This window comes from Porphyromonas crevioricanis, assembly GCF_900167225.1.
Taxonomy (GTDB): Bacteria; Bacteroidota; Bacteroidia; order Bacteroidales; family Porphyromonadaceae; genus Porphyromonas; species Porphyromonas crevioricanis.
The window spans coordinates 20,080-41,709 of record NZ_FUXH01000009.1 but is presented as its reverse complement, the minus strand read 5'-3'; the positions used below and the strand labels follow the sequence as shown (position 1 = coordinate 41,709).

Genomic DNA, 21,630 nt, shown 5'->3' with positions numbered 1-21,630 from the left:
ACCATGATAAAGATCAATGATATTCTCATTTCCAAGATAAGTGATGCCGTAGAAGCTCTCTATGGTGTACGTCCGGCTGCTGATTTATTGCAGCTTCAAAAAACAAGACGAGAGTTTACTGGTCACCTCACTTTGGTTGCTTTCCCTCTTCTCAAGATTTCTCGTAAGAATCCTCAGCTGACAGCCGAAGAAATTGGCAGTTACCTTTTGAAGAATGCTTCGGATGTAGTTGTTGCCTGTGAGGTGGTGAAAGGCTTTCTAAATCTGACTATTGCATCTCGACTTTGGTTAGCTCTCCTATCCGATATTTTAGCTTCGGAGAGATACGGTCATAAGTGGGTTACAGACCAATCTCCTCTTGTAATGATCGAATACTCATCTCCCAACACAAACAAACCATTGCATCTGGGTCATGTAAGGAATAACTTGCTTGGGTATAGCTTATCTCGGATCCTTGAGGCAGCCGGTTATCGCGTTGTTAAGACCAATATAGTGAATGATAGAGGCATACATATTTGTAAGTCGATGTTGGCTTGGCAGAAGTGGGGTGAGGGTTGTACTCCGCAGTCTTCCGGTATCAAAGGGGATCATTTGGTCGGTGATTTCTATGTGCTGTTCGATAAGCATTACAAGGCCGAGGTTGCCACATTGATGGAGCAAGGTTTGACCAAAGAACAGGCCGAAGTAGAATCCCCTCTGATGCAGGAGGCTCGTCAAATGTTGCGCTTGTGGGAAGCTGGCAATACCGAGGTGAGAGCTCTTTGGGAGAAAATGAACAACTGGGTGTATACGGGCTTCAATGAAACTTATAAAAGATTAGGGGTCGATTTCGACAAGATTTATTACGAGAGTGATACCTACTTGCGAGGAAAAGAAGAAGTATTGAGAGGTTTGGCCGAGAATCTTTTTGTGAAAGATCCTGATGGATCCGTTTGGGCAGATCTCACATGTGATGGCCTCGATCGAAAGATCTTGTTGCGAGCAGATGGAACCTCCGTCTACATGACTCAGGATATAGGTACAGCCAAGATGCGTTTTGCGGATTACCCTATCGACAAGATGATATATGTGGTGGGCAATGAACAAGACTATCACTTCAAGGTCTTGAGTATCCTTTTGGACAAATTGGGCTTTGCTTTTGGCAAGGGGCTAGTGCATTTTAGCTATGGTATGGTAGAACTTCCAGAAGGGAAGATGAAGAGTCGTGAGGGTACTGTGGTGGATGCTGACGATCTTATGGATGAAATGGTTGCAGCTGCAGCCTCTATTGCACAAGAGATGGGCAAAGGGGCTGAGATGGAACCCAAAGAAGCCGCCGAGGTAGCACGTCGTGTTGGTTTGGGGGCCTTGAAATATTTTATTCTCAAGGTTGACCCACGTAAGAATATGACTTTTAACCCTAAAGAAAGCATCGACTTTAACGGCAATACAGCCTCGTTTATCCAATATGCGTACGCACGTGTCCGCTCACTCACAGTCAAAGCCAAAGAACAGGGCTTGGCTGTAGAAGGTCCCCTTCCTGCAGATCTTATTCTTTCGCCTAAGGAAGAGAGTTTGATACAAATGCTTAGTGAATATCCAGAAGTCTTGTCTGAGGCAGCCAAGAACTATAGCCCTGCTCTCATTGCGAATTATTGCTACGATTTGGTGAAAGAATACAATCAGTTCTATCACGACTCTCCGGTACTCAAGGAGGAAAACCCTCAATTGCGTTTCCTACGCTTGGAGTTAAGTCGCTCATTTGCCTCTATCCTCAAGCAGGCAATGGGATTGCTTGGTATTGAGATGCCAGAACGTATGTAGGAAGTTATGACTGATTTGCAGGAAATACTCGCACGGCACCAAGGTCGTGTACCCTCTGTAGCCGCTTTGGTCAGCGGAGGGGTTGATAGCTCAGTGGTAGTTCATCGACTGGTAGAGGCTGGTTTCAAGCCCCATATCTTCTATATCCGTATTGGTATGCAGGACGAAGATGGCTTTGTCGATTGTCCTGCGGAGGAGGATATTGAGCTAACTACTCTGCTTGCTCGCAAGTATGGATTGCCTATGGATGTTGTTTCTCTGCATCAGGAGTACTGGGAGAAAGTCGTTTCCTATACGATAGATACAGTCAAAAGAGGGTTGACCCCCAACCCCGACGTCATGTGCAACAAACTGATCAAATTTGGTTGTTTCGAGGAAAAATGGGGGCATCATTTTGATTATATTGCCACCGGACACTATGCTACCACGACCTATATAGATGATTGCTGCTATCTCTCCACGGCTAAGGATCCCATTAAAGATCAAACAGATTTTTTGGCTCAGATCAACTTTGCCCAAGTCTCCAAACTACTTTTTCCCATTGGCCACTTGATGAAGTCAGAAGTACGAGATATAGCTGAGGCAGCTCGCATTCCATCGGCCAAGCGAAGGGATAGTCAAGGGATCTGTTTTTTAGGGAAGGTGAATTACAATGATTTCATTCGTCGCTATCTGGGAGAGAAACCTGGGCGTATTATTGATCGGGAGACAGGTAAGACAATAGGCACACACCGAGGTTATTGGTTTCATACTATAGGTCAGCGTAAAGGGTTGGGACTGAGTGGAGGCCCTTGGTTTGTCGTAAAAAAGGATACCAAGCGCAATATCATTTTGGTGAGTCGAGGATATGATCCAGCAGATCAGTATGGGCGAGAGATTGATATGGCTCAGTTCGATTTTATCAGCGGATCTGCAAACCTCTGGCCGGATTTTTCTATACAGCAACTTAGACAGGGTATTTTTTCTTCGTTGGCACCAGTGTGTATCAGTTTTAAGATTCGTCATACACCGGAGTTTATCGGGGGGACTCTATCCCCTTTGGGAGATCATGGCTTTCGCATTAAAAGCGATGAACCTGTGCAAGGCATAGCTCCCGGGCAATACGGAGTGGTGTATGACTTGGACCACAGACTCTGTCTTGGTAGTGGTATGATTACGGCTGGCAGGTAGGGGATATAGGAAGTAGACCTGCAAAAAAAGCCAAGAATTACCCTCAAATCGAGTAACCCTTGGCCGGAAAGCTATGAAAATTAAGGAGTTTTATTCTTATAGATTTAGGAAAGCTCCCACTGACAATATATTGTTGCTGGGACCATACCCATTCCTGAAGGTCGGTGTCAAATCATAGGTGCCGTAGAAGCCTATATTTCCGTGTGAAACTTGTGCTCTTAGACCCACGCCTACCGTGTTTAGGAATAAGTCTGATCCTAATTTGGTGTATCCGTTCTGGCCTCTATGCCAAACTTTGGAGCTGGAAGCTGTGCGAATTTTTAGTTCGGGACCAAAATCAATACCGAAATTCAGGTATTCTCCGGTACGATAGCGTATCATGATTGGGAAAGTAAGATAGGTGATATGTAGGCGGCTAGTTTTGTATTTTTCTCCTTCAGGAGCAGGAAGTAAGACTGTCTTATCTTGTTGCTGATGGTAGGCATAGTCCTTGTCCATGTGGATTGAGTTGAACTCGATGTTCGCCCCAGGTTTGAATACCCAGTGTTTGCTTAGAGGCATTGATATTGAAGCCAAACCTATGGTATAACGCAAGGATGCGGCATTGAGCAAATGCTCTTTCCCGTCTCCGAGTAAGATGGCAGCTCCCAAACCAAATCCTCCTGCCGAGAAAACTTTGCTCATGTAGCGAGGTTTTTCTTTTCTTTTTTTATGTCGTACCGGCTTTTCCAGAGAGATTCGTAATGTCCCCAGTATGGAGCTGGTATAGTGTTGTTCCATACTGCGTCCGTTCAGGTACACTCCTTTGAAGATCTGTTTGTTCTCAAAACTTTTTCCAGATGGATCTGTCGAGAACATTTGCACGTTGATATTTTTTTTGTCCTCCTTGACCACAATAGTACGATTGCCCATCCGGAGCGTATCGACAGAAGATTGAGCTTCAGCCGAAACACCCGAGACGGACAGAAGTAAGCTCAAGGAAAGCGATGAAAGTACTGGTTTAGTTTTCATGATGATATTATTTTTCTTTGGTGTTTGGTTTGTCTTCTTTAGTTCATTCTTCGGCTCTAGATCTTAGTTGCTCTGCCAATTCATCACTTCCTTGTTTGCCAGATAAGGTGATGAGATAGACAGACTGATCTGTACGGAAGACATAGATAAGAAAGCTCTTAAAGCCTTGGCGGTCGATTTCGTATTCATAGTAGCCAGATACCAATCGCCCCTTATCTATTACTTCTTTCACGACTTTTGCTTCTTCTCTGTCGGTGGCAACTGCCTTCTCAATCTTTTTCAGTTGTGAGAGTTTCACCGGACGCAGAGTCAATGTGCGGCAATATCGTGCTCCATACTCGCTCAAAGCAGTCTCTCCTACTTGTACGAAAGTGGCATTTGAGCTTTTACGATATTTCCACATTATTGCTTCAGAAGCTTGTGGGCTCGTTTGCTGTGCAGAAGCGAGTCCAGACCCCAATAGTAGAGCTGTCAATAGAAGAAACAAACTGCAGAAGGCTTGTCTATTCACGGCCTTTTTATGTCTCAATAAGCCGTCGAATAAGGGTTTTATAAGAATCGTGTGCATTGTACTTGTATAGATTTATTTAGGTTGGGTTGGCTTGTTAGGCAAAAGAAAGTCCACAATATCCTGATGTTGAGTAGTTTGAGTTGCGTCAAGGGCTTCAAGAGCCATATGTTCGGCCAAAATGGAGTTGTCTATGTGTTCTCCAGCTACGATCACATAACTGTGACCAAAATCATTGAAAGAGTGTTGATTCTTATATTGTGTGATCCCTAATGTGAGGGCGAAAGCTACTACCGCTGCCACCGATGTCCATGAGGCGATTCTTCTAAAAGAAAACAAGTTACGACTTTCGGGGGGAGAGGGTAGAGATTCTGCCAGATCTGTAGCTTCTACTTCTTGAGCTACCAAGGTGGGAGCTAGTGTAAATAAAGTACTAAGATATTGATGCCTCGGATCTACCGAATCAGAAGAGAAATAGAGTCTCAATCGATCTTCTTCCTTCTTGTTGGTACGTCCCTCGAGATATTTCTCAATTAAGGGTTGCATCTCCGAATACTGGATATGAGCTATATTTTTTTGCATCCTAGTTTCTTTATCTTCTTTTAATTGTTTACACCTGCACGCAATAAATTCTCCTTTAATTTCCTTCTGGCTCGGGAAAGATTGTTGTAGACGGTCTCTACACCAGATCCTATGATTTGGGCAATCTCTTCGGCTTCGTACCCTTGTACTTCTTTCAGAAAGAAGGTCATTCGCTGCAGTTTGGGTAGCATTGCGATTGCCTGACGAAGCTGTTGCCCCAGTTCATTTTGTTCTAAAGCTGTTTCTGTTGTAGTTGGACTTACTAAGTCTGACATATCATCGCAGATGCTTATTCTCTGTTGCTTACGCAGGCTATCTATGGCTTTATTCTTGATCATGACTGATGCCAAAGCTTCTATATTGTTGTAATGTGCCAGTCTTTCTTTGCTGAGCCAAAGTCGAAGCAATACCTCCTGTACCAGATCTTTGGCCTCGTCTTCATCTCCAGCTATGGACCGGGCTATACGCTCCAGTTTTGAGGAGAGACAGACCACTTTGTCTATGAATTCTTGCTTCTGCATACACTCATAAGACGATTATTTCTCGCAAATCTATCATCTCTCAAGATTTTATTTGATGCATTCTCTTCAGACTCTACCTTAGCGTGAGTTGTGTGGCTTGTTTTTTCTCAGGTAACCTATTCTCTATCAGCCTATTTCAATAACGAAAGATCTGTCCATGACGAAAGAAACTCCAAAAGCCATTGAGCAATCGATCAAAAGCTTTATTGCTTTTGTCCGAAAGCTTAGTTGCTTTTGCCTGAAAGCTTAGTTGCTTTTGTCCGAAAGCTTAGTTGCTTTTGCCTAAAAGCTTAGTTGCTTTTTATCGAAAGCTTAGTTGCTTTTGCCCGAAAGCTTAGTTGCTTTTGCCTAAAAGCTTTATTGCTTTTGTCCGAAAGCTTAATTGCTTTTCGGAGAAAGCTTAGCTGCTTTTTTGAGAAAGCTTTATTGCTTTTGCCCGAAAGCTTAGTTGCTTTTGTCCGAAAGCTTAGTTGCTTTTGCCTGAAAGCTTAGCTGCTTTCGATGTGCTCATTAGATGCTTCCTGGAAAAGATGCTGAGCGATCGACAAAAAAGATACCGAGTAATCGAGAGAATTGAGTGCTTATCGAAATAATAAGCGAGGCACCATTTGCCAATACTTTCTTGCTTAAATGCCTCTTTAAGGGGTGAGTAAATAGATAAGAGAACTATTTTACTTATATCCAGCCTTGTACGTAGTATCCAAATGCTATACAAGGCTTTTTCAATGAGAAGATTTCTTTTGACCTATTGGATAATGGGTAGAGTAAAAGTGTTTGGTTATATCAATTCAAAAAGAGAGAGGATGATGAGAGTTGAGTGAGTAGTAAGTGTAATTATTGTCCCCAATTTGAACGGTCTAAATTTCTGTATCCTATGGCCTCGGCAATATGTGCAGATTTTACTTCATTGGAATTTTCTAAGTCGGCTATTGTCCGGGCTACTCGTAAGATACGATCATAGGCTCTGGCTGATAGACCAAAGCGCTCCATTACCAGCTTTAGTTTCTGTAGACTTTCACTGTCTAGCTGAACATACTTGCGTACTTGAGAAGAACTCATTTGGGCATTGCAATAAGTGTCGGGGATTTTCTCAAAACGTTCCTCTTGTCTTTTGCGGGCATTTAATACTCGATCTCGGATGTTTTCACTTGTTTCTGCCGGTTGGTTATTGGAGATTTCTTCGAATGGCACAGGTACGATTTCTACTTGTATATCGATCCTATCCAGCAATGGACCTGAGATACGTCCCAAATAGCGTTGGATAGCATGGGGCGAGCAGGAGCATTCTCTTGAGGGATGATTGTAATAGCCACAAGGGCAAGGATTCATTGCGGCGACCAGCATGAAAGAGGCTGGGTATTCCACCGTATATTTAGCTCTGGCAATGGTGATATTACGATCCTCCAAAGGTTGGCGCATGACTTCCAATACGGCCCTATTATATTCTGCCAATTCATCGAGGAAAAGGACCCCATTGTGTGCTAAACTGATCTCTCCGGGTTGCGGGTTGCTCCCCCCACCTACGAGTGCTACAGGGGAAATAGTATGGTGCGGAGCTCTGAACGGACGCATAGTCATTAGTGTAGTGTTGGCTTCCAATTTCCCTGATACACTGTAGATCATCGTTGTCTCCAATGACTCGGACAAATTCAAAGGGGGGAGTATACTGGGTATGCGTTTGGCCATCATTGACTTGCCACTACCAGGACTGCCAACCATAAGTACATTGTGCCCGCCTGCTGCAGCGACTTCCAGAGCTCTTTTTACATGAGCTTGTCCTCGAACATCCGCGAAGTCTATATCATATTTTCTTTGTCCTTTGTAGAATTCTTTTCTCGTATCTACTTCGACTAACTCCAGCCCTTCTCCTTCGGAGACAAAACGGCATACGTCTTTCAAGCTGTCAGCTGCATACACTTTTAGCTTATTTACAACAGCTGCTTCTTGTGCATTGGCTCGAGGTACAATCAGGTGTCGATAACCCTCCTTACGTGCTAATAAGGCAATTGGTAGAGCTCCTTTAATGGGTTTGAGAGTACCATCCAAACCTAATTCTCCCATCAACATCATATGTGATAAACCTTCTCCGGGAAGTTGCTCAGAAGCGGCAAGGATACCTATTGCCAGAGGGAGATCGTAGGCGGCTCCTTCTTTGCGAAGATCAGCCGGACTCATGTTGACTATGACATTTTCATCCGTAAATCTGTATCCGGAGGTTTCTATTGCACTTTTGATCCGCTCATGACTCTCTCGCACAGCTGTATCAGGCAGCCCAACGAGTTGAAACCATGATCCTCTGGTAATATTAACCTCTATTGTGACAGTGGCAGCATGTATACTTTGTAGTGCAGCAGCATAGGTTTTGATCAACATAATAGTCTGAAAATAGATTGTTACAAGTATATACGCCGAGCTTTATTTGTGGTGTCGATACTTACTAAAGCCGGTAAATGCCTGATCTCGAAACGTTGGATTATACGCATTGTTTGATCCTTAATGTCGGAGCAAACGGATCCTTTGTCTAATGCCCACTTTTTGACCGAAGCTTTTGCAATACTATCAGAGGGAGTAAGGATACAGGAGAGAAAATAATCTGGTTTCTTCAAGAGAGCCTGTTTTTCTTGTAGCCGTTTGAGTTGTATTGAGTCAAAGACCTGATCAGGTAGACTGACAAGAATTTCTAGGGCCAAACTGTCTGTTTTTATGTATTGTCCTCCTAATGTCCGTACACTCAGATCCAAGGAATCGATTTCAAGGACATCATGATTGATACCTGCTTCATTGGTTATGGTCTGTTCTTGCCAAGAGGTCTGTGGATAGAAGTTGTATAGGCGAAATTGCTGTCCGTGGTTATAGGAAACTACGAGAGAACGAAAGATAGAAGTATCAGGTTTAGTTTCCCAATCCAGTTTGCCATCTTTGGCATACAGACTGTCGGTATGAGTAGTGGAATTCCCATGCCAACGAAGAACTACCAAACTATCAGTGAGTTGATCTATGGAGAGATGCAGACAGTTGGAGTGACGGTGGCAAGAGATGTGCAATACACAGAGTAATAAGCCTGACAAACACCAGGACAATAAAGTCTTTCTCATCATGCTAAACGATTCTGATTCGGGAAGATATTGATCTTGTATGGATTTTGTGCTGAGTTGTTTTTGTAGATGGAGGCATCTGGAGGGGAATCTATTTGGGAAGATTAGAAGTCAAGTAATCTATATCTCATTCTTACTTCTTTCATTGAAATCCGTTCTTCGTAGTGCCACCATTCTCTTTTGTAAGGGCGTAAGCCTACTTGTTCCATTATTCGCTTGAGTAGAGCCCTATTTCTGACAGCTTCAGCTGAAATCAACCCCTTCCTGCTTAGAAAAACTTCCCGTCCTACATGGGCTTCTATTCCGAAGTGATCAAAAGAGGTACCCATGTCGATAGGCTGACCTTGCGCGTTGGCTATGGTCAGATCTACAGCTACACCATAGTTGTGCCGACCTCCACGTTTACCATTGGCCACATAGACCTTGAGTGGAGTGTCTGCCACCAGACTGTACATATACTTTTGGACACTAAGAGGTCGAGCTGCATCGTAGATGAGCAGGTGAAATCCAGGTTTTGATCGAGAAAGTAGGGCTTGAGCTTTAGCAATTCGTCGTGCGAATCCAGGCTCAAGGTACGCTTTGCCTATTGACCCATACATATTGGTTTTTGCAAAGTTGTCGCAGCTGGCATATTTTAAGTCGACTAATATCCTACTATCTAGCTGTTGGACATCAATTAAGCCCATTTGTTGCATCCGAATGGATAGGCTATCATCAATACTGATCTCCGACTCCTTTTTAGCAATTTTTTGAGGAGATTCGGTCGCCCTCAGCACAGCTGGGAACAAAGAAAACAATAGTACCAGAAGTACGGTCAATAGAGTTCTTAAATGGAAAGAGACTTGTATTGAGTCTCGGTTATTTGACATCTTCGAAATCGACATACTCACCTTCTCCTTTGTCGAATCGTTTTTTGTCTATTTCTTTGAGATCTACCTTCTTCTTAATCGTAGATCCAGACATTTCACTCTGTTTTTTTCCTTTCCTTTCTTGTTGCGCTTGTTGTTGCCCAAACATATTGTTCAGATGTTTTATGGCTCGCCCAGAGAGCCATCTCCAGATTAAGGGCCTCAGTAGATAGAGGAAGAAAAAAAGGACAATAGCAACAAGAAGAAATTCCATTTTGAGGGTATCAACAGTTAGAAGACATTTTCTTGCTTAGCTTGTGATAAGCCAAAGAGAGCAGGATATAGCAAATAATCGCAAGGGAAAGCCCTCCAATTCCAAGGATCCCGATCAGCAGAAGGGATATGATTACGAGAGAGTATCGATACTCATTATCTTTCCATCTCAGATGTTTAACCTTGAATGAGAACATTGGTATTTTGGATACCATTAGGTAGGACATAAGGATGAGTAGTAGATAAAGAAAGACTGGCATTAGGTCGGGAAGGAATGCGGTGATGTGATATTGATTGCTGTCCAATGCAATAAACCCAATCCAGAATAGGGCATTGGCTGGTACAGGTAACCCTATAAAAGAGCTGTGTTGCCTTTTGTCATTGTTGAACTTAGCCAACCTGATGGCTGCAAATACAGCCAGCAAGAAAGCAGGAGAAGCTAATGCGACAGCAATTGCGGGGTGAGCCACAATATCGAATAATCCTAGATCCTTGCCTTGTAGATCCACACTTGTGTGTAGCGAAAAGTGCGCGAAGACGTGTACCGCAGGGGCTAAGCCGAAGCTAATCACATCAGCCAGAGAGTCCAAATCTGCTCCAATTGCAGAACTTGCGTGCAGTAGCCGAGCTGCCATACCGTCCAGCAGATCAAAAAGAGCAGCTAGTGCAATGAATACCACTGCCCAGCCGGGAGAGGCATAGACCAAATCTGCTATGATGGCTGCACAACCTGATAGCAGATTTAAGCAAGTAATGCTGTTAGGGATATGCTTGATGATATTCATGAACTCGGAAAATGTATATCAAAGAAATATCTAATTAGGCATTTTGGGGTAGATAAGCAATGACAGTCTGATTCCCTACCACTGGCTGATCCATTTGCACCTTCACTTGGGAGCCTAGTGGCAGATAGAGGTCTACGCGAGACCCGAATTTGATAAATCCTAAGTGTTGATCAGGATTGCAGTTGTCTCCTGGTTCCCCATATGTGACAATACGTCTGGCCAATGCTCCAGCTATTTGCCGTACCAATAGGCGGTAGTTGCCATGAAGAGTACGGATTACAACACTTGAACGTTCATTCTCAGTACTGCTTTTCGGTAGATAGGCGGCCATAAAGCGACCTTCGTGGTGAGAGACGTACTCTACGATGCCGTGGCAAGGAAACCAGTTTGCATGCACATTGAAAACAGACATGAATATGGAAACCTGCAAACGACGTTCTCCCAATATTTCTACCTCCTCCACTTCTTCTATGGCCACGATGCGACCATCTGCAGGAGCTATGATTGCATGCTGATCAGCAATACAAGGGCAGACTCGCTTAGGTTGCCGGAAGAAGTTCAGCACCAGTAGATAAAACAATACACAAAAAACAAGCACGATCCCAAAGAGCCATCCCGCTCCAGTGAAACTGTACATACTTATGTTGATGGCCAACAGTACGACTCCGAGAGCTGACAGCAGACCAATTCCTTCCTTATTTACTTTCATGATTCAGTACACAAACACGTGTTACTCGGTAAATCTGAAACCCTAATACAAGCGCAAAATTACTTCTTTTTTACTGATGTCCGATACCACATATATCGCTAACCCGGAGCCTATTGGCAATCATTGCTAAGCCCCTCCTGATTAGGTAAGAGAAATCACAAAGGATTTTGTCTTACATATACAAATCTAATACGGGCGACCATCTGGTCCTACAATGGGAGCATCTACATACATTGCCGCAATTTCTTTGGCAAAATGTTCTAACACAACTTTTCTCTTAAGCTTGAGCGTGTTGGTCAATTCTCCCCGTTCTATTGAGAATGGTTCTTCAAGAAGGGTAATTCGTTTTACTTTTTCAAATTGGGCCAGAGATGATTGTACACTCTCTATGTGAGACATTACAATACGCTGCACTTCATGTTCCTCCTTAAGTTCAGCATTAGTCTTGCCATCTACCTCCATTCCTCTCTTTCGCACTTCTTCTCTCAACTTATCCCAATTGGGGTAAATGAGGGCACTTACGAATTTGTAACAGTCTCCTATGATTGCGACTTGTTCTACTATGGGGTGAGTAGCAAGTAGTCCTTCAATTGCTTGTGGTGCAATGTACTTTCCATTGGCTGTTTTGTATAGATCTTTGATACGTTCTTCGAAGAAGAGAGTGCGACCTTCCAGCCTTCCAGCATCCCCGGTGCGAAACCAACCGTCTTCTGTAAAGGCTTCTGCATTAGCCTTTGGATTGTTGTAATACCCTTTAGTAACGGCATGACCTTTCAGAAGTATTTCTCTTGTTTCTGGGTCTATTTTTACATCCATGCCAGGTATTACCTCACCAATGGATTCCAGAACAAATCCTTTTTCTGGATAGCATGATACGGTGGCGCAACTCTCACTCAAGCCATAGCCCACTATAATGGGGAAACCTACTGACTGCAAAAAGCGATTTACTTCCAATGAAAGAGGTGCTCCGGCCGTGGGGCAGAGACGGATTCGTTGCAGTCCAACTTTGGTTCGTAACAGCTTGTAGAGGGTGTGACTGTAGAATTGGTAAGCCAACGATAGAAGGACTGGTGGCTTCTTTTTGAGGTTTGTTGTATAGTCAAGCTTGTAGCGTTTCCCGATCAATATGGCGTGCCGGAATATTCGCTGCATCATGACTGGTGAAGAAGCGATTTTCTCATTTACTCCTTGATAAATCTTTTCCCAAAAACGAGGAACATTACACATCAGTGTTGGTCGGATTTGAGGCAGTGCTGTAAGTATCTTTTTGGGATCGGAAAGAATGGCGACTCTGGCTTGTATAGAGAGACAGAAATAGGTCCATGCCTTTTCGAATATATGGCTTAATGGAAGGAAGCTGATACTCGTATCCTTGTGTCCGAGTGTTGGGAAAATTTCTTGATGTACTCTAACTTGCCACATGATAGCCGAATGGGCTATTGTCACTCCCTTAGGATTGCCTGTAGTCCCACTTGTGTATATAATTGTCGCCAAGTCCGATTCGAGAGCTTGGGCACTGCGTACTTTAGCTACTGTTTCGTTGGGCATCGAGTCACCTCGTCTGACAAATTCATCGAAGTACAAAGAGCTACTGTCTGCCGGATTCTTTGCCACATTCCTGTCGAAGATAACAATCATACGAATGCCGGCTCCAGACTGTTGTACTTTGAATGCGTTGTTGTATTGAAACTGTTCGCCTACAAACAAGAGTTCTATACCAGCATCTCTCACTACAAAGTCTATTTGTTCTGGAGAGGAGGTTGCATAAAGAGGTACACTGATGGCACGCATCATGAAGATACCCAACTCAGCCCAGAGGTAGTAACGCATATTTTGGGAGTAAATCCCAACCCTGGCGTGTTCCTCTATTCCCACTTCGGCTAAGGCTTTGGCAACACCGAGTGTCATATCACTCATTTTTTGCCAATTCACTTTTTGCCATTGATCAGATTCTGCATCGTGATATAATAAGGCAGTGCGTGTTGGATTTTTTTCAGCTAAGCGAAGGGGTAGTTCTGCTAAATGGTATATCTCCATAGTTAAGCTATTTTTCGATCGGGCATAAAGATAACACTTTGCTGGAGGATTCGTTTCTCCGTTTCTTTTTTCGATGAAGAATTGATGCAAAGAGATACTGTGTGTAGATGGTTGGATGTTCTTTTCACGAAAATGCCTCACAAATCGTATTGATCGACTTGTGAGGCTGTTTTCTTTTCTTCTCCTGCATTCAGGGAAAGAGAGGGGATTATTTGTTTCGTTCGTGACGTGCAAGTTCTTTGGGTTCAATTGCCAATTTTTGACCGGCAAGTAAAGCTGCAACCCCTTCTTTTTGCTTTTGTTTACAATCAGGGCAGTGACATTCTTCCTTGTAGTCCTCTGGCTCAGTGTAGGTGGTGATCACTCCTTCGTAATTGCGCAGTACAACTCTGTGTGGCCCTTGAGATACAACATAGTTTGGCATTACGGGGATCTTTCCTCCTCCTCCCGGTGCATCTACAACAAAAGTGGGTACTGCGTACCCGGAGGTATGTCCTCTGAGATTTTCAATGATCTCAATACCTTTCGACACCGGAGTGCGGAAGTGTCCGATACCTTGCGAAAGGTCACATACATAAATGTAGTAGGGACGTACACGTATTTTCACCAGCTCGTGAACAAGCCTTTTCATCACGGTTGTGCAGTCATTGATGCCACGAAGCAGCACCGACTGATTGCCCAATGGAACACCGGCGTTGGCGAGTCTTTCGCAGGCAGCTTTACTCTCCGGAGTAACTTCGTTGGGATGGTTGAAGTGCGTGTTGAGCCATATAGGGTGGTATTTAGACAGCATTTGCACCAATTCCGGGGTGATACGCTGAGGCAATACCACCGGAGTACGCGAACCTATTCGTATGATCTCTACGTGAGGAATTTCCCTAAGTCTGGAAATGATGTACTCCAATCTTTTATCGCTCACAAGCAATGCATCGCCACCGGAGAGCAAGACATCTCTCACTTGTGGAGTGCGAGCGATGTACTCTATACATTTATCTATGCGTTCTGTGGGTGAAGCATCGTCTTTTTGCCCAGCAAAGCGTCTGCGAGTACAGTGACGGCAGTACATCGAACACATGTCCGTGATCAAGAAGAGCACTCTATCTGGGTAACGATGGGTTAGTCCTGGTACGGGTGAGTCTTCGTCTTCATGTAAGGGGTCAAGAAGGTCTGCCTCAGAGCGAATTAGTTCTTGTGCTGTAGGAACGGCCTGTTTTCGCACAGGGTCGTGCGGATCTTCAGGGTCGATGAGGCTGAGGTAATATGGAGTGATAGCCATGCGGAGAGTCTTGAGGGACTCACGCACACCGTCTTCTTCTTCAGGAGTCAGACAAACATACTTTTTCAGTTCGTCCAGTGTCTCTATACGATTGCGTACTTGCCAGTGCCAGTCATTCCAGTCTTCTTCTGACACGTGGGGGAAATAGTACTGCTTTCTACTTTCGGTCATGAGTAAGTTGATTTTATTTATGATAAATCAAGTGAGTTATCCCGGAGGCAGAGTCAGTGAGAGCCCGGCCGAGATATTTCGTTTGAGCCCGGCTCTTCTCTGCACAAACATACGATGTATCCGACTTGCAGTCGGATACATCGTGCTATTCATATAAAGAGAGTTGAGCATAATTCTCGATTGAAATATTCTTTCTGAATTTCTTTACTGGAGGTACGCCTCAAGCATAAAGGTCAGTAAATATTTTACGCAGCTTTTCGCTCTCACGAAGTTCTTGCAGAGTAATTTCTGCATGTCCCTTGGTGTAACCGTTACCGATAAGCATCTTCACATCGCTACCGACACCCTCGGCTCCAAGCGCAGCTTTGGTAAAGCTCGTAGCCATAGAGAAAAAGTATACGAGCCCGGTATCCTTAGTACAAAGAATACTGGTCATCTCTGTGTCAGGAATGTTCACGTTGTTGATGCAGATGTCACACATTTCTCCGTTGGTGATTTCAGAGATTTTCTCCATCACAGGTACAGGTTGGGTAGCATCAGCAGAGAATACAACATCGGCAAAACCCAGTTCCTGCAGACGCTTGGTGCTGCGTTCGCTATGGCAGAGACCGATCACCTTACCGGTAACGCCAGCACGCTTTTGAGCTTCATAGCAGCAGAGCATGCCACTTTTTCCTCCGGCACCGATCACGAGCACTGTATCTCCAGGCTTTACGAGTTTGGCTGTCTGTGCAGGAGCTCCGGCTACGTCCAATGCAGAAAGAGCAAGGTTTTCGGGCAAATCTTCAGGAATTTTGGCATAGATGCCACTCTCAAAGAGGATTGCTTTGCCATCAATATCTACTTGATCGATGTCAGGACGTATGTCCTTTATTTTATCAATACGTAGGGGGGTCAAGGAGAGAGAAACCAGAGTAGCGATCTTGTCTCCTACTTTTAGGTCTGTTTTGCCAATGAGAGCATCACCGATTTTTTCTACCACACCCAGTAGCATTCCTCCGGATCCAGTTACAGGATTACGATGCTTGCCTTGTTTAGCTACGATGTCCAGCATAATCTCGGCAATCTTGGCTTTGTCGCCACCGGCCTGTTCTTCGATTTGAGTAAAGCTAGCAGAGTCGATATTGAGTGTTTTTACATCGATGAGGATCTCGTTGTCGTAGATCTCATCCATGTTGTTGTCAATCTTATTTGCTGGTTGAGGCAATACGCCTTTTGGTTCGAGTACACGATGTGTACCGTACTTGTTTCCTTTTTTCATTTTTGATCTATGGAATAATTGAGTTGCAATTTTTTCTTTTTACATCTACCGAGTCATGCCAAAGGTTTAAGACCCAATATTTTTCGAGCTTCAGCGGGGGTTGCGACCTCGCGACCCAACTCTTTAGCCAAGCGTACTACTTTTTCCACCAATTCCCCATTGGATTTGGCAAGCACGCCTTTCGATATGTACAGATTGTCCTCGAAACCTACACGCACGTGACCACCCATCACAATTGTCGGAGCTGCCAGTGTAAAGGCGTGACGACCGATACCAGTAGCTGTCCAAGTTGATCCTGCCGGTATTTTGTTCACAAGCCATACAAGGTTCTCTACTGTAGCTGGAGTACAGCCGGGGACTCCTAGTACAAAATTGAATTGCATCGGAGCTCCTGGTACTTCTCCCTTAGAAGCCATACGTACTACGGTGTCGAGATGTCCCATTTCGAAACATTCATACTCAGGCTTGATATTGTTTTCGATCATGCGTTTTCCGAAAGCACGCATCATGGGCATTGTATTTTCAAATACTTCGTCACCGAAGTTACAGGTACCGCAGTCCAATGTTGCCATTTCCGGAAACAACTCTGTCGGTTGCAGACGTTCTTCAGCAGTCATCCCTACTGCTCCTCCGGTGGAAGGAATCAGGATAACATCCGGGCAAGCTTTGCGAATGGCATCCAAGCAGACGCGGAAACGCTCTCTACTCTGTGTCGGAGTCCCATCATCTTCGCGTACATGCACATGTACTACCGCAGCTCCGGCATCATAAGCGGATTTGGCCTCTCGCACAATTTCCTCTACCGTATAGGGTACGGCAGGGTTTTGTTCCTTCGTCACCTCTGCTCCACAGATGGCAGCGGTGATAATTAGTTTTTCCATACTGTATTAAGTGTTTGGTTTTGTTAGTGCTCGATACGTTGGCATTTCTTGGGTACTACACAAGTACCGGAAGCCCGGCAAACAACGATTGGTTCAGCCAATACATCAGCAGCTGAGTCAGAGATGTCAGGACGAGGCTTGATGACTTTGCGGGCTTCAAATTCCATTTTACGTGAAGAATTGCCTACAGAGGTAATACGACCTACTGCTTCGATATAGTCACCGGCATATACCGGAGCTAAGAACTCCACGTTGTCGTATGCACAGAACAGGCCCTCATCGCCATCATGCATAATCAATAACTCTGTTGCCACGTCTCCAAAAAGAGCGAGCATATGAGCACCATCCACCAAATTGCCACCGTAGTGAGCATCCTGCGAAGACATCCGCAGTCTAATCATCGATTCCATGTTCATCTTTAATATGTATTTGTTGACTTGGTAACTATCTCAATTCTTTCACCTCCCTCTGTCATGGGTTCATTAGAGGAAATGGCCTCCCAGACGTCACTAGGAGCAGGAATTAAGAGGAAACACTCAATAATCGCTTTGTTTTTTATAAAATCACACCCACAATTGCCATCCGAAAAGGGGAGGGATGGCAAACGCTCCCACAAAGATAAAACGAATAAGTGAAATCGCTAGGTCTACGAAATCTCCGATTGTACTTCACAAAAAGGGTGGAAAAGCCCCTCTCCTTGGGGCGATTAACTTCTGATTTTCTCATTGGTCTGCTACAAATAGTCTCGCTTGACTAATTTGGTTATGGCTCTAGACCAAGGATAAGCTTGATTGTAGATGTGAGAAGAAAGGTAGTCGAGTTTTTAGAGTCTTGAGGCGAAGATAGATTCGGGTTTGCACATTAACTTTGTGGCAAAACAAAAAATTTCAAACGATGAATGCTATAATCGGAATGACGGCTCTCAGTAACTCTGAAGAGCTTTTTTCTCTCCTGAGTTCTCCTCGAAAGGATAGAGATAATCTACCACAAGGACCTTTCTTTTTGATGGCAGGTCCCTGTGCCGTGGAAAATGAACAAACGACAATGCAAACAGCCGATTATTTGTCTCAATTGACAGCTCATTTGGGAGTGCCTTTTATTTTCAAGTCTTCGTATCGCAAGGCAAACCGTTCTCGGTTGGATAGTTTTCGAGGAATAGGCGATGTTGCTGCCCTACAAATTTTATCTAAGGTAAAGGCCCAATTGGGTCTGCCAATAGTGACTGATATTCATGAAACTTCCGAAGCCAATATGGCTGCAGAGGTAGCTGATATACTGCAAATACCGGCTTTTCTTTGCCGCCAAACGGATCTCCTTGTAGCCGCTGCCCAGACGGGGAAAATAGTAAACATTAAGAAAGGTCAGTTCCTTTCACCGCAGGCAATGGCCTTTGCTGCAGCCAAGTGCGAAGACTCCGGCAATTCCAAGATCATACTCACCGAACGTGGAAATAGCTTTGGTTATACCGACCTTATTGTTGATTATCGTGGAATTCCACAGATGCGTAGGTTGGGTTATCCGGTCGTGATGGATGTGACACATTCTCTGCAGCAACCTAACCAAAGCAGCGGTGTGACTGGAGGATTACCTTCTCTAATAGAGACAATAGCTAAGGCTGCGATAGCAGTGGGGGCAGATGGTATTTTCATTGAGACTCATCCTGATCCGACAAAGGCTCTTAGCGATGGAGCTAATATGCTTCCTCTACACATGATGAAACCTTTGCTGGAAAAACTTATCCGCCTGCGTCAAGCCGTGATAGAGGCTTGAAACAGGCGGACGGAGGTAGATCTTGGGAAAGATAGGGGGATTTCTATCTCCTGACAGTATTAGTCCTTGATGGCGATAATTTCTATTTCTACCAAACCGTTTTTGGGAAGAGTTTTTACTGCAACGGCCGAGCGAGCAGGGAATGCTCCATCGAACTGACGTGCATAAACTTCGTTCATTGCTGTAAAATCTCCCATATCGGCAAGGAAGCAGGTTGTTTTCACTACGTTGCTCATATCCATACCTGCTTCGGACAGGATAGCACGAATGTTTTTGAAGGCTTGCTCTGTCTGAGCCGGTACTCCTCCCTCCACGAAATCTCCGGTTTGAGGATCCAAACCAAGTTGTCCTGAAGCGTAGAGTATATTATTTACTAATACTGCTTGGCTATAGGGGCCGATGGCGGCTGGAGCATTGGGGGTACTGATTACTTTTTTCATAGGAATTGTTGTTTATTTGCGAGACTCCGTGAGGAGTCTCTTGGTAAGTTAGAACTTTGATTGTTGTCTTAGGACCTCATATAGGATGACACCGGCGGCTACCGATACATTGAGAGAACCGATATCCCCAATTTGAGGAATGCTGATCATAGAGTCAGAGCGTTTGATCGTTTCTTCGGAAGGACCGACATCTTCTGCTCCCATTACAATTGCCAACGGTAACTCAAGTTTCTCTTCCGTGTAGGAGCATGTGGCTTTTTCACTCGCTGTCACTATGCGTATACCGGAGGATTGAAGTAAGTCAAGGGCTTGGCTAATAGAAGGTTCTCGGCAGACCGTTATGCGATGAAGAGCCCCTGCTGATGCTTTGATTGCATCACCACTGACAGATACCGATCCTCGAGCTGGTATTACAATCGCATCAACTCCAGTACATTCGGCTGTACGAGCTATAGCTCCGAAGTTTCTCACATCGGTGATACCATCCAACACCAAAATCAGAGGTAATTGACCTTGCTCAAATTTCATGCTGATCACTTCTGATAGAGGCATGTATTCTATTGTCGACAGTATCGCCACTATCCCCTGATGATTCTTGCTCGTCATGCGATCGAGTTTTTCTACCGGCACCGAGAGCACGGGGATGCTGCGCTTGTGAGCAAGAGTTTTGATGCGGTTGATTTCTTCGCTGCGCATAGCTCGCTTTATGTATATTCGATCGAGTTCATTTCCGGCCAATAATCCCTCGAGGACAGGATGAATACCGAATACGAGTTTGTCTTTTGCCATATGTCAGAGTCTTGATTTTAATCCGGTAGAATACCTATTTCAGTGCTATTGAGCAGCAGCTCTTCTGCTGCAGCTAATCCTATTTGAGTAAACAAGTTTCCACTTTGCATACGAGCGATTTCCCGAATCCGCTCCTCTCTATTGAGGCGACGGATAGAAGTCTTTGAGCTTATCTCATCGGACTGCTTGTAGACGAAATAGTGATTTTTACCGTATGCTGCTATCTGAGGTAGGTGGGTGATGGCGATCACTTGCATATGCTGTCCCATATGTCTGAGCATTTCGGCCATGCGACTTGCCACATCACCGGAGATCCCAGTATCAACTTCGTCGAAAATGATAGAGGGAAGTTCCCTCCTTTTTGCTATTACTGATTTGATTATCAGCATTAAACGTGAAATTTCACCCCCTGATGCGACTTCGGATACATCCTGAGGTTTTTGCTGTGCGTTGGCCGAAAAGAGGAAAGTAACCCGATCTCTTCCCTGTATGGACAAGGTGGCTGGTCGTATATCTACTTCAAATTTTGCCTGAGGAATGCCAAGATGAGGCAGTTTGCCCTTTAATTCTTTTTCAAAGACACCGGCAGCAGATAGACGTTTACCATGGAGTTCGTCTGCCAATTTGTTTGTTTCCGATAAAATTCGCTCTACGACTTCTTGTTCTTGCTTTAAATCTTCTTCCGAATGATCTATTCTATTCAGTTTGTTTTTCAGCTCTTCCCTAATGTCAAGCAGTCCCTCTATGGTTGAGGCTTTGTGTTTGTGCATGAGGGTGTTTAGCAAATCCCATCTGTCCTCTACCTGTGCAAGTCGCGTGGGATCTGTAGATAGAAGCTCTGCCTCTTGTGACAATGAATTGGCAATGTCTTGCAATTCAATACGCAAGGATTGCAATCGTTCTCGGTAGGAAGAAAAAGTCGAAGAGTAAGCTGTGATGCGAGATAGGGATTCTATAGCAGAGTGAATTGCAGAAAGGGCTGCAGTGTCATTTTCAGAAAGAGCCGAAAGTGCTATTCCCACCCCTTGTGCTATTTCAGAGGCATGGGAGAGAGTTCGAAGTTCTTCTTCCAATTTCTTTTCCTCGCCTTCTTTGAGAGAGGCATCTTGTAACTCGCTGTATCTAAACCGCAAGAAGTCGATCTCCTGTGTGTCTCTTTCTATCGTGGCTTGCAACTCCTCAAGCGTTTTCCGATGATCAATGTAGGTTCGATACTTTTCTTGGTAGTGTGCCAGTAGCAAATCGATATCGGCTATGGCATCAAGAGAACTAAGCTGAAAGAAGGGATCACCCAACAGAAGATTTTGGTGTTGCGAATGTATGTCAATCAGAGAGCCAGCAACACTCTTTAGTGTGCTAAGAGAAACGGGGGTGTCGTTGATGAAAGCCCGACTCTTTCCCTTGACGGATATTTCTCTCCTGAGGATGCATTCTTCGGGATCGAAATCCAGATCTTGTCCGAGTAGGAGTTGTTCTGTTTGCTTTGATAGTTTTTGAAATACTCCTTCTACCACACATTTGTCTGCTCCGGGGGCAATTTCGGAGGAGTCTGCTCTTTTGCCTAAAAGGAGAGACAAAGCTCCCAAAAGAATACTTTTGCCGGCTCCCGTTTCGCCAGATATGACAGAGAAACCCTCCGAGAAGTCTATCTGTAGCTCTTCTATGAGGACGTATTTGGTAATATGCAGCGAGGCCAACAT

21 protein-coding genes are annotated in these 21,630 nt (G+C 44.5%); 3 read left to right on the top strand and 18 right to left on the bottom strand.

Going from position 1 to position 21,630, the window contains the following annotated elements; translation table 11 throughout:
• The first annotated feature begins 6 nt into the window (after positions 1-6).
• On the top strand, positions 7-1,803 hold the full coding sequence (gene argS, locus B5D48_RS06020; protein WP_234985406.1) for an arginine--tRNA ligase: 1,797 nt from the start codon (positions 7-9) through the stop codon (positions 1,801-1,803).
• A gap of 6 nt (positions 1,804-1,809) precedes the next feature.
• Positions 1,810-2,973 (top strand): tRNA 2-thiouridine(34) synthase MnmA, encoded by a 1,164-nt coding sequence (gene mnmA, locus B5D48_RS06015; RefSeq protein ID WP_023937592.1) that lies wholly within the window; start codon positions 1,810-1,812, stop codon positions 2,971-2,973.
• Positions 2,974-3,069: 96 nt separating this feature from the next.
• Here mnmA and B5D48_RS06010 read toward each other — a convergent pair whose 3' ends face one another.
• The 15 genes from B5D48_RS06010 to kal form a co-directional block, all read right to left on the bottom strand.
• The gene (locus B5D48_RS06010) at positions 3,070-3,984 is read right to left on the bottom strand and encodes an outer membrane beta-barrel protein (RefSeq protein WP_023937593.1); all 915 of its coding nucleotides are present in this window, start codon (positions 3,982-3,984) and stop codon (positions 3,070-3,072) included.
• A 43-nt stretch (positions 3,985-4,027) separates the two neighbouring features.
• Positions 4,028-4,387 (bottom strand): DUF6108 family protein, encoded by a 360-nt coding sequence (locus B5D48_RS06005; RefSeq protein ID WP_143742817.1) that lies wholly within the window; start codon positions 4,385-4,387, stop codon positions 4,028-4,030.
• Positions 4,388-4,567: 180 nt separating this feature from the next.
• Positions 4,568-5,074 (bottom strand): hypothetical protein, encoded by a 507-nt coding sequence (locus tag B5D48_RS06000; protein WP_023937595.1) that lies wholly within the window; start codon positions 5,072-5,074, stop codon positions 4,568-4,570.
• Positions 5,075-5,094: 20 nt separating this feature from the next.
• Entirely contained in the window at positions 5,095-5,595 is a 501-nt protein-coding gene (locus tag B5D48_RS05995; protein ID WP_023937596.1) for an RNA polymerase sigma factor, read from the bottom strand.
• 834 nt (positions 5,596-6,429) lie between these two features.
• Positions 6,430-7,968 carry a YifB family Mg chelatase-like AAA ATPase gene (locus B5D48_RS05990; protein ID WP_023937600.1) on the bottom strand — a complete coding sequence of 513 codons (1,539 nt, stop codon included), beginning with the start codon at positions 7,966-7,968 and terminating at the stop codon, positions 6,430-6,432.
• A 20-nt stretch (positions 7,969-7,988) separates the two neighbouring features.
• Positions 7,989-8,690: a hypothetical protein gene (locus B5D48_RS05985; protein ID WP_159445546.1), complete on the bottom strand. Its 702-nt coding sequence runs from the start codon at positions 8,688-8,690 to the stop codon at positions 7,989-7,991.
• 104 nt (positions 8,691-8,794) lie between these two features.
• Positions 8,795-9,376: a M15 family metallopeptidase gene (locus tag B5D48_RS05980; protein ID WP_052115635.1), complete on the bottom strand. Its 582-nt coding sequence runs from the start codon at positions 9,374-9,376 to the stop codon at positions 8,795-8,797.
• A 172-nt stretch (positions 9,377-9,548) separates the two neighbouring features.
• Complete coding sequence (locus tag B5D48_RS05975) at positions 9,549-9,812, bottom strand: DUF4834 family protein (protein WP_042120273.1); 264 nt, start codon at positions 9,810-9,812, stop codon at positions 9,549-9,551.
• Between the two features lie 10 nt (positions 9,813-9,822).
• Positions 9,823-10,596: a CDP-alcohol phosphatidyltransferase family protein gene (locus B5D48_RS05970; RefSeq protein ID WP_023937606.1), complete on the bottom strand. Its 774-nt coding sequence runs from the start codon at positions 10,594-10,596 to the stop codon at positions 9,823-9,825.
• Between the two features lie 34 nt (positions 10,597-10,630).
• Positions 10,631-11,305 (bottom strand): phosphatidylserine decarboxylase family protein, encoded by a 675-nt coding sequence (locus tag B5D48_RS05965; RefSeq protein ID WP_023937608.1) that lies wholly within the window; start codon positions 11,303-11,305, stop codon positions 10,631-10,633.
• A 186-nt stretch (positions 11,306-11,491) separates the two neighbouring features.
• Entirely contained in the window at positions 11,492-13,342 is a 1,851-nt protein-coding gene (locus B5D48_RS05960) for an AMP-dependent synthetase/ligase (RefSeq protein ID WP_036888846.1), read from the bottom strand.
• Between the two features lie 208 nt (positions 13,343-13,550).
• The gene (gene kamA / locus B5D48_RS05955) at positions 13,551-14,789 is read right to left on the bottom strand and encodes a lysine 2,3-aminomutase (RefSeq protein ID WP_023937612.1); all 1,239 of its coding nucleotides are present in this window, start codon (positions 14,787-14,789) and stop codon (positions 13,551-13,553) included.
• Between the two features lie 220 nt (positions 14,790-15,009).
• The gene (gene kdd / locus B5D48_RS05950) at positions 15,010-16,050 is read right to left on the bottom strand and encodes an L-erythro-3,5-diaminohexanoate dehydrogenase (protein WP_023937615.1); all 1,041 of its coding nucleotides are present in this window, start codon (positions 16,048-16,050) and stop codon (positions 15,010-15,012) included.
• 53 nt (positions 16,051-16,103) lie between these two features.
• Complete coding sequence (gene kce / locus B5D48_RS05945) at positions 16,104-16,931, bottom strand: 3-keto-5-aminohexanoate cleavage enzyme (RefSeq protein ID WP_023937616.1); 828 nt, start codon at positions 16,929-16,931, stop codon at positions 16,104-16,106.
• Between the two features lie 23 nt (positions 16,932-16,954).
• A complete protein-coding gene (gene kal / locus B5D48_RS05940) occupies positions 16,955-17,347 on the bottom strand; it encodes a 3-aminobutyryl-CoA ammonia lyase (RefSeq protein ID WP_036888699.1) in 393 nt (130 codons plus the stop codon).
• A 496-nt stretch (positions 17,348-17,843) separates the two neighbouring features.
• Here kal and kdsA point away from each other — a divergent pair, with 496 nt between their 5' ends.
• Positions 17,844-18,701 (top strand): 3-deoxy-8-phosphooctulonate synthase, encoded by an 858-nt coding sequence (gene kdsA / locus B5D48_RS05935; RefSeq protein ID WP_078801697.1) that lies wholly within the window; start codon positions 17,844-17,846, stop codon positions 18,699-18,701.
• 59 nt (positions 18,702-18,760) lie between these two features.
• On the opposite strand, the gene B5D48_RS05930 is transcribed toward kdsA, so the two are convergent.
• Genes B5D48_RS05930 through recN form a run of 3 tightly spaced genes read right to left on the bottom strand, consistent with a single transcriptional unit; the run spans position 18,761 to position 21,630 of the window.
• Positions 18,761-19,141 carry a RidA family protein gene (locus tag B5D48_RS05930; protein ID WP_023937619.1) on the bottom strand — a complete coding sequence of 127 codons (381 nt, stop codon included), beginning with the start codon at positions 19,139-19,141 and terminating at the stop codon, positions 18,761-18,763.
• Between the two features lie 48 nt (positions 19,142-19,189).
• Positions 19,190-19,930, bottom strand: a complete 741-nt coding sequence (gene rlmB / locus B5D48_RS05925; protein WP_023937620.1) for a 23S rRNA (guanosine(2251)-2'-O)-methyltransferase RlmB — start codon at positions 19,928-19,930, stop codon at positions 19,190-19,192.
• 17 nt (positions 19,931-19,947) lie between these two features.
• The gene (gene recN / locus B5D48_RS05920; protein ID WP_023937622.1) at positions 19,948-21,630 is read right to left on the bottom strand and encodes a DNA repair protein RecN; all 1,683 of its coding nucleotides are present in this window, start codon (positions 21,628-21,630) and stop codon (positions 19,948-19,950) included.

What these genes read in the sequence shown, in the direction of transcription:
- kdd (WP_023937615.1), bottom strand. Translation starts at nt 16,050, where the DNA reads ATGAAAAAAGGAAACAAGTACGGTACACATCGTGTACTCGAACCAAAA.
- B5D48_RS05960 (WP_036888846.1), bottom strand. Translation starts at nt 13,342, where the DNA reads ATGGAGATATACCATTTAGCAGAACTACCCCTTCGCTTAGCTGAAAAA.
- B5D48_RS05990 (WP_023937600.1), bottom strand. Translation starts at nt 7,968, where the DNA reads ATGTTGATCAAAACCTATGCTGCTGCACTACAAAGTATACATGCTGCC.
- B5D48_RS05930 (WP_023937619.1), bottom strand. Translation starts at nt 19,141, where the DNA reads ATGAAAAAAGTAATCAGTACCCCCAATGCTCCAGCCGCCATCGGCCCC.
- B5D48_RS05980 (WP_052115635.1), bottom strand. Translation starts at nt 9,376, where the DNA reads ATGGGCTTAATTGATGTCCAACAGCTAGATAGTAGGATATTAGTCGAC.
- B5D48_RS05965 (WP_023937608.1), bottom strand. Translation starts at nt 11,305, where the DNA reads ATGAAAGTAAATAAGGAAGGAATTGGTCTGCTGTCAGCTCTCGGAGTC.
- recN (WP_023937622.1), bottom strand. Translation starts at nt 21,630, where the DNA reads ATGTTGGCCTCGCTGCATATTACCAAATACGTCCTCATAGAAGAGCTA.
- B5D48_RS06005 (WP_143742817.1), bottom strand. Translation starts at nt 4,387, where the DNA reads ATGTGGAAATATCGTAAAAGCTCAAATGCCACTTTCGTACAAGTAGGA.
- rlmB (WP_023937620.1), bottom strand. Translation starts at nt 19,930, where the DNA reads ATGGCAAAAGACAAACTCGTATTCGGTATTCATCCTGTCCTCGAGGGA.
- kce (WP_023937616.1), bottom strand. Translation starts at nt 16,931, where the DNA reads ATGGAAAAACTAATTATCACCGCTGCCATCTGTGGAGCAGAGGTGACG.
- kal (WP_036888699.1), bottom strand. Translation starts at nt 17,347, where the DNA reads ATGAACATGGAATCGATGATTAGACTGCGGATGTCTTCGCAGGATGCT.
- B5D48_RS05995 (WP_023937596.1), bottom strand. Translation starts at nt 5,595, where the DNA reads ATGCAGAAGCAAGAATTCATAGACAAAGTGGTCTGTCTCTCCTCAAAA.
- kdsA (WP_078801697.1), top strand. Translation starts at nt 17,844, where the DNA reads ATGACGGCTCTCAGTAACTCTGAAGAGCTTTTTTCTCTCCTGAGTTCT.
- B5D48_RS05985 (WP_159445546.1), bottom strand. Translation starts at nt 8,690, where the DNA reads ATGAGAAAGACTTTATTGTCCTGGTGTTTGTCAGGCTTATTACTCTGT.
- B5D48_RS06010 (WP_023937593.1), bottom strand. Translation starts at nt 3,984, where the DNA reads ATGAAAACTAAACCAGTACTTTCATCGCTTTCCTTGAGCTTACTTCTG.
- B5D48_RS05975 (WP_042120273.1), bottom strand. Translation starts at nt 9,812, where the DNA reads ATGGAATTTCTTCTTGTTGCTATTGTCCTTTTTTTCTTCCTCTATCTA.
- kamA (WP_023937612.1), bottom strand. Translation starts at nt 14,789, where the DNA reads ATGACCGAAAGTAGAAAGCAGTACTATTTCCCCCACGTGTCAGAAGAA.
- mnmA (WP_023937592.1), top strand. Translation starts at nt 1,810, where the DNA reads ATGACTGATTTGCAGGAAATACTCGCACGGCACCAAGGTCGTGTACCC.
- B5D48_RS06000 (WP_023937595.1), bottom strand. Translation starts at nt 5,074, where the DNA reads ATGCAAAAAAATATAGCTCATATCCAGTATTCGGAGATGCAACCCTTA.
- B5D48_RS05970 (WP_023937606.1), bottom strand. Translation starts at nt 10,596, where the DNA reads ATGAATATCATCAAGCATATCCCTAACAGCATTACTTGCTTAAATCTG.